The 10,080-nt window shown below is 55.9% G+C and carries 21 protein-coding genes and 2 pseudogenes; all 23 read left to right on the top strand.

All coding sequences use genetic code 11. The annotated features are described in order from the left end of the window. Positions 1-120, top strand: a pseudogene (locus tag ACIQUS_RS26845) (50S ribosomal protein L2); the annotation flags it as partial. 16 nt (positions 121-136) lie between these two features. Then, the gene (gene rpsS, locus ACIQUS_RS26850; RefSeq protein ID WP_002555486.1) at positions 137-412 is read left to right on the top strand and encodes a 30S ribosomal protein S19; all 276 of its coding nucleotides are present in this window, start codon (positions 137-139) and stop codon (positions 410-412) included. An 11-nt stretch (positions 413-423) separates the two neighbouring features. Continuing rightward, positions 424-756: a 50S ribosomal protein L22 gene (gene rplV / locus ACIQUS_RS26855; protein ID WP_003103908.1), complete on the top strand. Its 333-nt coding sequence runs from the start codon at positions 424-426 to the stop codon at positions 754-756. 13 nt (positions 757-769) lie between these two features. Beyond that, on the top strand, positions 770-1,456 hold the full coding sequence (gene rpsC, locus ACIQUS_RS26860) for a 30S ribosomal protein S3 (RefSeq protein ID WP_010220308.1): 687 nt from the start codon (positions 770-772) through the stop codon (positions 1,454-1,456). A gap of 12 nt (positions 1,457-1,468) precedes the next feature. After that, on the top strand, positions 1,469-1,882 hold the full coding sequence (gene rplP, locus ACIQUS_RS26865) for a 50S ribosomal protein L16 (RefSeq protein WP_003255479.1): 414 nt from the start codon (positions 1,469-1,471) through the stop codon (positions 1,880-1,882). Beyond that, complete coding sequence (gene rpmC / locus ACIQUS_RS26870) at positions 1,882-2,073, top strand: 50S ribosomal protein L29 (RefSeq protein WP_002555481.1); 192 nt, start codon at positions 1,882-1,884, stop codon at positions 2,071-2,073. The genes rplP and rpmC overlap by 1 nt, the downstream gene beginning before the upstream one ends. 2 nt (positions 2,074-2,075) lie before the next feature. Further along, positions 2,076-2,342 (top strand): 30S ribosomal protein S17, encoded by a 267-nt coding sequence (rpsQ, locus tag ACIQUS_RS26875; RefSeq protein WP_003255478.1) that lies wholly within the window; start codon positions 2,076-2,078, stop codon positions 2,340-2,342. Between the two features lie 23 nt (positions 2,343-2,365). Then, positions 2,366-2,734, top strand: a complete 369-nt coding sequence (gene rplN / locus ACIQUS_RS26880; RefSeq protein ID WP_002555479.1) for a 50S ribosomal protein L14 — start codon at positions 2,366-2,368, stop codon at positions 2,732-2,734. 11 nt (positions 2,735-2,745) lie between these two features. Continuing rightward, a complete protein-coding gene (gene rplX, locus ACIQUS_RS26885; protein WP_009397501.1) occupies positions 2,746-3,060 on the top strand; it encodes a 50S ribosomal protein L24 in 315 nt (104 codons plus the stop codon). Positions 3,061-3,080: 20 nt separating this feature from the next. Beyond that, the gene (gene rplE, locus ACIQUS_RS26890; RefSeq protein ID WP_028944480.1) at positions 3,081-3,620 is read left to right on the top strand and encodes a 50S ribosomal protein L5; all 540 of its coding nucleotides are present in this window, start codon (positions 3,081-3,083) and stop codon (positions 3,618-3,620) included. 13 nt (positions 3,621-3,633) lie between these two features. Then, on the top strand, positions 3,634-3,939 hold the full coding sequence (rpsN, locus tag ACIQUS_RS26895; RefSeq protein ID WP_010220312.1) for a 30S ribosomal protein S14: 306 nt from the start codon (positions 3,634-3,636) through the stop codon (positions 3,937-3,939). A gap of 209 nt (positions 3,940-4,148) precedes the next feature. Then, a complete protein-coding gene (gene rpsH / locus ACIQUS_RS26900) occupies positions 4,149-4,541 on the top strand; it encodes a 30S ribosomal protein S8 (protein ID WP_130266515.1) in 393 nt (130 codons plus the stop codon). A gap of 12 nt (positions 4,542-4,553) precedes the next feature. Continuing rightward, a complete protein-coding gene (gene rplF, locus ACIQUS_RS26905) occupies positions 4,554-5,087 on the top strand; it encodes a 50S ribosomal protein L6 (protein ID WP_403054125.1) in 534 nt (177 codons plus the stop codon). A 10-nt stretch (positions 5,088-5,097) separates the two neighbouring features. Next, positions 5,098-5,448 carry a 50S ribosomal protein L18 gene (gene rplR, locus ACIQUS_RS26910; protein WP_043861927.1) on the top strand — a complete coding sequence of 117 codons (351 nt, stop codon included), beginning with the start codon at positions 5,098-5,100 and terminating at the stop codon, positions 5,446-5,448. Between the two features lie 3 nt (positions 5,449-5,451). Next, positions 5,452-5,952 (top strand): 30S ribosomal protein S5, encoded by a 501-nt coding sequence (rpsE, locus tag ACIQUS_RS26915; RefSeq protein WP_010220316.1) that lies wholly within the window; start codon positions 5,452-5,454, stop codon positions 5,950-5,952. A gap of 2 nt (positions 5,953-5,954) precedes the next feature. Continuing rightward, positions 5,955-6,131 (top strand): 50S ribosomal protein L30, encoded by a 177-nt coding sequence (gene rpmD / locus ACIQUS_RS26920; protein WP_097086946.1) that lies wholly within the window; start codon positions 5,955-5,957, stop codon positions 6,129-6,131. A gap of 3 nt (positions 6,132-6,134) precedes the next feature. After that, a complete protein-coding gene (gene rplO / locus ACIQUS_RS26925) occupies positions 6,135-6,569 on the top strand; it encodes a 50S ribosomal protein L15 (RefSeq protein ID WP_010220318.1) in 435 nt (144 codons plus the stop codon). Further along, positions 6,570-7,901 carry a preprotein translocase subunit SecY gene (gene secY, locus ACIQUS_RS26930; RefSeq protein ID WP_010220319.1) on the top strand — a complete coding sequence of 444 codons (1,332 nt, stop codon included), beginning with the start codon at positions 6,570-6,572 and terminating at the stop codon, positions 7,899-7,901. A gap of 28 nt (positions 7,902-7,929) precedes the next feature. Further along, positions 7,930-8,046, top strand: a complete 117-nt coding sequence (gene rpmJ / locus ACIQUS_RS26935; protein ID WP_002555468.1) for a 50S ribosomal protein L36 — start codon at positions 7,930-7,932, stop codon at positions 8,044-8,046. Between the two features lie 131 nt (positions 8,047-8,177). After that, positions 8,178-8,534: a 30S ribosomal protein S13 gene (rpsM, locus tag ACIQUS_RS26940; RefSeq protein ID WP_128323183.1), complete on the top strand. Its 357-nt coding sequence runs from the start codon at positions 8,178-8,180 to the stop codon at positions 8,532-8,534. Between the two features lie 30 nt (positions 8,535-8,564). Further along, the gene (rpsK, locus tag ACIQUS_RS26945) at positions 8,565-8,954 is read left to right on the top strand and encodes a 30S ribosomal protein S11 (protein WP_002555466.1); all 390 of its coding nucleotides are present in this window, start codon (positions 8,565-8,567) and stop codon (positions 8,952-8,954) included. 15 nt (positions 8,955-8,969) lie between these two features. Beyond that, positions 8,970-9,590 carry a 30S ribosomal protein S4 gene (rpsD, locus tag ACIQUS_RS26950; protein WP_403054135.1) on the top strand — a complete coding sequence of 207 codons (621 nt, stop codon included), beginning with the start codon at positions 8,970-8,972 and terminating at the stop codon, positions 9,588-9,590. Positions 9,591-9,612: 22 nt separating this feature from the next. After that, positions 9,613-10,080: pseudogene (locus ACIQUS_RS26955) on the top strand (DNA-directed RNA polymerase subunit alpha); the annotation flags it as partial.

A 10,080-nucleotide genomic window follows, 5' to 3' on the forward strand; every position in this document is an offset into this window, starting at 1 on the left:
GGTGAAGGTCTTACCTCCGGTGGTCTTAATCCGGTATCGCCATGGGGCTTCCCGACTAAGGGCGCGAAGACTCGTGGTAATAAGCGTACCTACAACATGATCGTCCGTCGTCGCAAGTAAATAGAGGGATACGACAGTGCCACGTTCTCTGAAAAAAGGTCCTTTTATCGATCTTCACCTACTGAAGAAGATCGAAGTGGCGGCGGAAAAGAACGATCGCAAACCAGTTAAGACCTGGTCGCGCCGTTCCATGATCCTGCCACAAATGGTCGGTCTGACCATCGCGGTACACAACGGTCGCCAACACGTTCCAGTTCTCGTGAACGAAGACATGGTCGGCCATAAACTGGGCGAGTTCGCCGGTACCCGCACCTATCGTGGGCACGTGGCTGACAAGAAAGCCAAGCGTTAAGGGGTAAGGAAATGGAAGTAGCCGCTAAGTTGTCGGGCGCTCGAATCTCCGCCCAGAAAGCCCGCTTGGTCGCCGACCAGATCCGCGGGAAGAAGGTGGGCGAAGCGCTCAACCTGTTGGCTTTCAGCAGCAAAAAAGCCGCTGAAATCATGAAGAAAGTCCTCGAGTCGGCCGTAGCCAACGCCGAGCATAACGAAGGCGCAGACGTTGATGACCTGAAGGTCTCCACCGTTTTCGTCAACGAAGGGCGTTCGCTGAAGCGTATCATGCCGCGTGCCAAAGGCCGCGCTGATCGCATCGTCAAGCGGTCTTGCCATATCACTGTCAAGGTTGCGGACAAGTAACGGAGTCGATCAGATGGGTCAGAAAGTACATCCCACTGGCATTCGCCTGGGAATCGTCAAGGAGCACACCTCCGTCTGGTACGCAGACGGTCGGACTTATGCGGACTATTTGCTCGCAGATCTGAATGTGCGTGAGTACCTCCAAGACAAACTAAAAAGCGCGTCCGTTAGCCGTATCGATATCCATCGTCCGGCTCAAACTGCACGCATCACCATCCACACCGCTCGTCCAGGTATCGTTATCGGGAAGAAAGGTGAAGATGTTGAAAAACTGCGTCAGGACCTGACCAAGCAGATGGGTGTGCCTGTGCACATCAACATCGAAGAGATCCGCAAGCCGGAACTCGACGGTATGCTGGTAGCTCAGAGCGTAGCTCAGCAGCTGGAGCGTCGTGTGATGTTCCGTCGCGCCATGAAGCGCGCCGTACAGAACGCCATGCGCATTGGTGCCAAAGGCATCAAGATCCAGGTGAGCGGTCGTCTCGGCGGTGCTGAGATCGCACGTACTGAATGGTATCGCGAAGGTCGTGTGCCACTGCACACCCTGCGTGCCGATATCGACTATGCCACCTACGAAGCTCACACCACCTACGGTGTGATCGGTGTCAAGGTTTGGATCTTCAAAGGCGAAGTAATTGGTGGTCGCCAAGAAGAACTGAAACCACAAGCACCAGCGCCTCGTAAAAAAGCTGCTAAGTAAGGGGTACGCCAAATGTTGCAACCAAAGCGTACAAAATTCCGCAAGCAGATGACTGGCCACAACCGTGGTCTGGCACTGCGCGGTAGCAAGGTCAGCTTCGGCGAGTTCGCCCTGAAAGCTGTTGCTCGCGGTCGTCTCACCGCCCGCCAGATTGAGTCGGCACGTCGTGCTCTGACCCGTCACGTAAAACGTGGCGGTAAAATCTGGATCCGTGTGTTCCCGGACAAGCCGATCTCCAAGAAGCCTCTCGAAGTGCGGATGGGTAAAGGTAAAGGTTCCGTGGAATACTGGGTTGCCCAGATCCAGCCAGGCAAAGTCCTGTACGAGATCGAGGGTGTTTCTGAAGAGCTGGCGCGTGAGGCTTTCGCCCTGGCGGCTGCAAAGCTGCCTCTCGCCACCTCCTTTGTTAAGCGGACGGTGATGTGATGAAAGCGAATGAACTTCGTGAGAAATCAGCACAGCAACTGAACGAGCAACTGCTCGGCTTGCTGCGCGACCAGTTCAATCTGCGTATGCAGAAAGCAACTGGCCAGTTGGGGCAGTCGCACCTGCTCTCGCAAGTTAAGCGTGACATCGCTCGCGTGAAAACTGTGCTCAACCAGCAGGCAGGTAAGTGATCATGGCTGAAGCTGAAAAAACCGTCCGTACGCTGACTGGCCGTGTCGTCAGCGACAAGATGGACAAGACCATCACCGTTCTGATCGAGCGTCGCGTAAAGCACCCGATCTACGGTAAATACGTTAAGCGTTCGACTAAGCTGCACGCGCACGACGAAGCCAACCAGTGCAAGATCGGCGACAAGGTTTCCATCCGTGAAACCCGTCCGCTGGCCAAGACCAAGTCCTGGGCACTGGTTGAAGTTCTCGAACGCGCTGTTGAAGTCTAAGGGCTAAGGGTCGGAGAAATTTTATGATTCAGACTCAATCCATGCTCGATGTGGCCGATAACAGCGGCGCTCGTCGCGTCATGTGCATCAAGGTTCTCGGCGGTTCGCACCGTCGTTACGCCGGCATCGGTGACATCATCAAGGTAACCGTCAAGGAAGCAATTCCGCGCGGTAAAGTGAAGAAAGGCCAAGTGATGACTGCTGTTGTAGTCCGCACTCGCCACGGTGTCCGTCGTGCTGACGGCTCCATCATCCGCTTTGATGGCAATGCTGCTGTTCTGCTGAACAACAAGCAAGAGCCGATCGGCACCCGTATCTTTGGGCCAGTGACCCGTGAACTTCGTACCGAGAAGTTCATGAAGATCGTCTCGCTCGCCCCAGAAGTGCTGTAAGGAGATCCGACATGCAAAAGATTCGTCGTGACGACGAGATCATCGTGATCGCCGGCAAAGACAAAGGTAAGCGCGGTAAGGTGCTCAAGGTTCTCGCTGACGACCGTCTGGTCGTTGGTGGGATCAACCTGGTGAAGCGTCATACCAAGCCTAACCCGATGTCGGGCGTACAAGGCGGTATCGTCGAGAAAGAAGCGCCACTGCACGCTTCCAACGTCGCCATTTTCAACGGCGAAACCAACAAGGCTGACCGCGTTGGTTTCAAAGTAGAAGACGGCAAGAAAATTCGTGTCTTCAAGTCGACCCAAAAAGCGGTTGATGCTTGAACACTGCTAGGTAGAAGACCATGGCACGACTGAAAGAGATTTACCGGAAGGAAATTGCTCCCAAGCTTAAGGAAGAACTTAAGCTGGCGAACGTGATGGAAGTTCCGCGCGTTACCAAGATCACCCTGAACATGGGTCTGGGCGAAGCTGTCGGCGACAAAAAAGTCATCGAGCACGCTGTTGCTGACCTGGAGAAGATCACCGGTCAGAAAGCCGTTGTGACTTTCGCTCGGAAATCCATCGCGGGCTTCAAAGTCCGTGAGGGCTGGCCGATCGGCGTTAAAGTTACCCTGCGCCGTGATCGTATGTACGAATTCCTGGACCGCCTGCTGGCGATCTCCCTGCCTCGGGTTCGCGACTTCCGCGGCCTGAATGCCAAGTCCTTCGACGGTCGTGGCAACTACAGCATGGGCGTGAAAGAGCAGATCATCTTCCCGGAAATCGACTACGACAAGATCGATGCTCTGCGCGGTCTGGACATTACCCTGACCACCACTGCCAAGAACGATGACGAAGGCCGCGCTCTGCTGCGTGCTTTCAAATTCCCGTTCCGCAACTGATTGGAGTAGGAAAATGGCCAAGAAGAGCATGAAAAACCGTGAGCTGAAGCGTCAGCTCACTGTTGCCAAGTACGCCAAGAAGCGTGCCGAGCTGAAAGCGACCATCGTTAACCTGGAAGCAACTCCAGAAGAGCGTTTTGCCGCTGTCGTAGCTCTGCAGAAGCAGCCACGTGACGCCAGCGCTTCGCGCCTGCGTAACCGCTGCCGCATCACCGGTCGTCCACACGGCGTTTACCGCAAGTTCGGCCTCGGCCGTAACAAGCTGCGTGAAGCAGCAATGCGCGGCGACGTTCCAGGTCTGGTCAAGGCCAGCTGGTAAGACGTACCGGCAGCGTCCAGGTGGCGGGGGAGCAATCTTCCGACCACCGGTGACCTTGCAACGAAACAAGCCCCTTCTGGGGCTTGTTTCGTTTTTGGGAACTGTCTAGAATGACCGGCTCTCCTGAGCCCGGGTTTTTTGACCTGGCGATCTCAGGCGACTGTAGTAGCCGAGAGGCTAATTTTTCTTGTATCAGGAGCGTCTAGCCCATGAGTATGCAGGACCCGTTAGCGGACATGCTAACTCGCATCCGTAATGCCCAGATGGCTGAAAAGTCCGTCGTAAGCATGCCTTCCTCGACTCTGAAGGTTGCGGTTGCCAAAGTTCTGAAAGACGAAGGTTACATCGCTGGCTACCAGGTCAGCAGCGAAGTCAAGCCATCGCTTTCCATCGAGCTGAAATACTTCGAAGGCCGTCCGGTCATCGAGGAAGTCAAGCGCGTAAGTCGTCCAGGCCTGCGTCAGTACAAGTCCGTCGATGATCTGCCGAAAGTACGTGGCGGTCTGGGCGTGTCTATCGTCTCCACCAACAAGGGTGTGATGACTGATCGTGCTGCGCGCGCTGCCGGTGTCGGCGGCGAAGTTCTCTGCACAGTGTTCTAAGGGGGGATAAGCATGTCTCGCGTCGCTAAGAACCCCGTTAAGCTGCCATCGGGCGTCGAAGTCAAATTCGTCGGTCAGCAGCTTTCGGTGAAGGGTGCCAAGGGCACTCTCGAACTGAACGTTCACTCGTCGGTAGAAGTCGTTGAGGAAGCTGGTGAGCTGCGTTTCGCTGCTCGCAACGGCGATCAACAAACTCGCGCTATGGCCGGTACTACCCGTGCTTTGGTAAACAACATGGTCCAGGGCGTAAGCCAAGGCTTCGAGCGCAAGCTCCAGCTGGTCGGTGTTGGTTACAAAGCTCAGGCTAAAGGCACCGTGTTGAACCTGGCGCTCGGCTTCTCGCATCCAGTGGATTACGAATTGCCTGAGGGCATCACCGCTGAGACCCCAAGCCAGACCGATATCCTGATCAAGGGTATCGACAAGCAGCTGGTAGGTCAGGTGGCCGCTGAAATCCGCGGTTTCCGTCCGCCAGAGCCTTACAAAGGCAAGGGTGTGCGTTACGCGGACGAAGTCGTCCGTCGTAAAGAAGCCAAGAAGAAGTAGGGCCTAGCAAATGACCGACAAAAAAGTTACTCGACTGCGTCGCGCTCGCAAAGCACGCCTGAAAATGCACGAACTCGAAGTCGTGCGTCTCTGCGTGTTCCGCTCCTCGCAGCACATCTACGCCCAGGTCATTTCGGCCGACGGCAGCAAAGTCCTGGCCAGCGCCTCGACTTTGGACAAAGACCTGCGTGATGGCGCCACCGGCAACATCGACGCGGCCACTAAGGTTGGCAAGCTGGTAGCTGAGCGCGCGAAAGCCGCCGGTGTATCTCAAGTTGCCTTTGACCGTTCGGGCTTCAAGTACCATGGCCGCGTCAAAGCGCTGGCTGATGGTGCTCGTGAAGGCGGGCTGGAGTTCTAAGTTATGGCAAATAACGATCAAAAGCGCGACGAAGGCTACATCGAGAAGCTGGTTCAAGTTAACCGCGTTGCCAAAACCGTAAAAGGCGGCCGTATCTTCACTTTCACCGCGCTGACCGTGGTAGGTGATGGTAAAGGTCGTGTCGGCTTCGGCCGTGGCAAATCGCGCGAAGTACCAGCCGCGATCCAGAAAGCCATGGAAGCTGCTCGCCGCAACATGATTCAGGTTGACCTGAACGGCACCACCCTGCAGTACGCCACCAAGTCCGCCCACGGCGCGTCGAAGGTGTACATGCAGCCTGCCTCCGAAGGTACCGGTATCATCGCCGGTGGCGCAATGCGTGCCGTCCTGGAAGTTGCTGGCGTTCAGAACGTCCTGGCCAAGTGCTACGGCTCGACCAACCCGGTAAACGTGGTTCACGCCACTTTCAAGGGTCTGAAGGCTATGCAATCTCCTGAGTCCATTGCTGCCAAGCGCGGCAAGAGCGTTGAGGAGATCCGCTGATCATGGCTACCGTTAAAGTTACGTTGATCAAAAGCACCGCCGGCCGTCTCCCTAACCACAAACTGTGCGTTAAGGGTCTGGGTCTGCGTCGCATCGGTCACACTGTAGAAGTCCAGGATACTCCCGAGAACCGCGGGATGATCAACAAGGCTTACTACCTGCTGCGCGTCGAGGGTTAATCGATGAAACTCAATGATCTGAGTCCAGCGCCGGGTTCCCGTCGCGAGAAGCATCGTCCGGGTCGTGGTATCGGTAGCGGTTTGGGTAAGACTGGTGGCCGTGGTCACAAAGGTCAGACCTCCCGCTCCGGTGGCACCATCGCTCCAGGCTTTGAAGGCGGTCAACAGCCGCTGCACCGTCGTCTGCCGAAGTTCGGCTTCGTTTCCCTGAAAGCCATGGACCGCGCTGAAGTGCGTCTGTCCGAGCTGGCCAAAGTGGAAGGCGACGTTGTCACCGTGCAATCCCTGAAGGATGCCAACGTGATTAACCAGAACGTACAGCGCGTGAAAATCATGCTGTCGGGCGAAGTTACTCGCGCAGTCACCATCAAGGGTATCGCAGCCACCAAAGGTGCGCGTGCGGCTATCGAAGCAGCTGGCGGCAAGTTCGAGGAATAAATGGCTAAGCAAGGTGCTCTCTCTTCGCTCGGCAAAGGCGGGATGTCTGAACTCTGGGCTCGTCTGCGTTTTCTGTTCCTGGCGATCATCGTCTACCGGATAGGCGCGCACATCCCAGTTCCAGGTATCAACCCGGACCGGCTGGCGGAACTGTTTCGACAGAATGAGGGGACCATTCTTAGCTTGTTCAACATGTTTTCCGGCGGCGCGCTGGAACGGATGAGCATCTTTGCACTGGGGATCATGCCGTACATTTCGGCATCGATCATCATGCAGTTGATGACCGCCGTCAGCCCGCAGCTGGAGCAGTTGAAGAAGGAAGGTGAAGCTGGCCGTCGCAAGATCAGCCAGTACACCCGCTACGGCACCGTAATCCTGGCGCTGGTCCAGGCCATTGGCATGTCCATTGGCCTGGCCGGTCAGGGCGTGGCGTTTTCTGCAGACTTTGGCTTCCATTTCGTTGCGGTGTCCACGTTCGTGGCTGGCGCAATGTTCATGATGTGGCTGGGCGAGCAGATCACCGAGCGCGGTGTAGGCAACGGTATCTCGATGTTGATCTTCGCAGGTATCGTCGCCGGTCTTCCGAGAGCAATCGGGCAGTCTTTCGAGTCTGCGCGTACAGGCGATATCAACATTTTCGCCCTGGTCGCTATCGGTTTGCTGGCAGTAGCGATTATCGGTTTTGTGGTGTTCATTGAGCGTGGTCAGCGTCGTATCGCCGTTCACTACGCCAAGCGTCAGCAGGGCCGCAAGGTCTTCGCTGCGCAGACCAGCCACTTGCCGCTGAAAGTGAACATGGCGGGTGTCATTCCTGCCATTTTCGCGAGCAGCATCTTGCTGTTCCCGGCTTCGCTGGGTGCCTGGTTCGGTCAGTCCGAAGGTATGGGCTGGTTGCAGGACATCTCGCAGTCGATCGCTCCTGGTCAGCCGTTGAATATTCTGCTGTTTAGTGCAGGGATCATTTTCTTCTGCTTCTTCTATACGGCGTTGATGTTCAATCCGAAAGACGTAGCGGAGAACCTGAAGAAGTCCGGTGCCTTTATTCCGGGCATCCGTCCAGGCGAGCAGTCGGCGCGCTACATTGATGGCGTTCTGACCCGCTTGACCATGTTCGGTGCTCTTTATATGACGGCCGTGTGCCTGCTTCCCCAGTTCCTGGTGGTCGCGGCAAACGTTCCGTTCTACCTTGGCGGGACCTCGTTGCTGATTGTGGTAGTGGTTGTGATGGACTTCATGTCCCAAGTACAATCGCACCTCGTTTCGCACCAGTACGAATCCCTGATGAAGAAAGCCAACCTGAAAGGCTACGGTGGCAGCGGTCTGCTGCGCTGAGAGACCCTTAAGGTTCGAGGAGTTGGTGATGAAAGTTCGTGCATCGGTGAAAAAGCTGTGCCGTAACTGCAAAATTATTCGCCGCGAAGGTGTCGTTCGAGTAATTTGCAGTGCGGAACCACGTCACAAGCAGCGCCAAGGCTGAGTGTGATCTGCGCTTCAAACCCAGCAGCTAGTGTGCTGCTGGGTTGATTAATTGTTTCTACAGCGATATTATCTCGCGCCCTATTTCTTGGCTTCCGGGGCGTAGGTAGCTGTCAATTGGAGTCCCACTGAATGGCCCGTATTGCAGGCGTCAACATTCCAGATAACAAGCATACTGTTATCTCGCTGACCTACATCTATGGTGTTGGTCGCACTACTTCGCAGAAGATCTGCGAAGCTACTGGGGTCAACCCAGCCGCAAAGATCAAGGATCTGAGCGACGAGCAGGTTGAATCGCTGCGTACTGAAGTTGCGAAGTACATCACCGAAGGTGATCTGCGTCGTGACATCAACATGAAAATCAAGCGTTTGATGGACCTGGGTTGCTACCGCGGCCTGCGTCATCGTCGGGGTCTGCCAGTACGCGGTCAGCGTACCAAGACCAACGCGCGTACCCGTAAAGGTCCGCGTAAGCCGATCCGCAAGTAATCGCACCAGCGAATCGACAGGAATTTAGAAATGGCAAAACCTGCTGCTCGTCCTCGTAAAAAAGTCAAAAAGACAGTGGTTGATGGCATCGCCCACATCCACGCGTCTTTCAACAACACCATCGTGACCATCACCGATCGTCAAGGTAACGCTCTGTCCTGGGCTACCTCCGGCGGTTCGGGTTTCCGCGGTTCCCGCAAGTCCACCCCGTTCGCGGCTCAGGTAGCTGCTGAGCGTGCTGGTCAAGCTGCGCTGGAATACGGTCTGAAGAACCTCGACGTCAACGTCAAGGGTCCAGGTCCAGGTCGTGAGTCCGCTGTTCGTGCTCTGAACGGTTGTGGCTATAAGATCGCCAGCATCACCGACGTGACGCCAATCCCGCACAACGGGTGCCGTCCGCCGAAGAAGCGCCGCGTGTAATCAGGAGACAGATAAATGGCACGTTATATTGGTCCAAAATGCAAACTGTCTCGTCGTGAAGGCACCGACCTGTTCCTGAAGAGCGGCGTTCGCGCTCTGGAATCGAAGTGCAACATCGAAGCAGCCCCAGGTATCCACGGCCAGCGCCGTGGCCGTCAGTCCGACTACGGCACCCAGCTGCGTGAGAAGCAAAAAGTACGTCGCATCTACGGCGTTCTCGAGCGTCAGTTCAGCGGTTACTACAAGCAAGCAGCCTCCTCGAAAGGCGCTACTGGTGAGAACCTGCTGCAACTGCTCGAATGCCGTCTGGATAACGTCGTTTATCGCATGGGCTTTGGCGCTACTCGTGCCGAATCCCGTCAGCTGGTTTCGCACAAAGCGATCAGCGTTAACGGCAAGACTGTAAATATTCCATCCTACCAAGTTCGTCCGGGTGACGTGGTCGCAGTTCGCGAGAAATCGCTGAACCAGCTGCGCATTGTTCAAGCCCTTGAACTGTGCGCCCAGCGTGGCCGCGTTGAGTGGGTAGACGTGGATGCTGCCAAGAAGTCGGGCGTTTTCAAGAACGTTCCTGCTCGCAGCGACCTGTCCGCCGACATCAACGAAAGCCTGATTGTCGAGCTCTACTCCAAGTAAGGGCTAGAAAATAGGTGCATCCATGCAGATTTCGGTAAATGAGTTCCTGACGCCCCGCCACATTGATGTGCAGGTCGTCAGTCCAACCCGCGCTAAAATCACGCTCGAGCCTCTCGAGCGTGGCTTTGGCCATACCCTGGGCAACGCGCTGCGCCGCATCCTGTTGTCCTCCATGCCTGGCTGTGCAGTAGTCGAGGCCGAGATTGACGGCGTACTCCACGAGTACTCGGCAATCGAAGGTGTACAGGAAGACGTCATTGAAATCCTGTTGAACCTGAAAGGCCTGGCTATCAAACTGCACGGTCGTGACGAAGTTACGCTGACCTTGTCGAAAAAGGGTTCGGGGGTGGTTACCGCTGCCGATATTCAGCTGGATCATGATGTCGAGATCGTTAACCCCTATCACGTAATCGCTACCCTGGCGTCCCTCGGCGCCCTGAACATGACGATCACCGTAGATCGTGGTCTTGGTTATGAACCGGACGAGTCG

Source organism: Pseudomonas sp. NPDC090755, from assembly GCF_044769005.1.
GTDB lineage: Bacteria > Pseudomonadota > Gammaproteobacteria > Pseudomonadales > Pseudomonadaceae > Aquipseudomonas.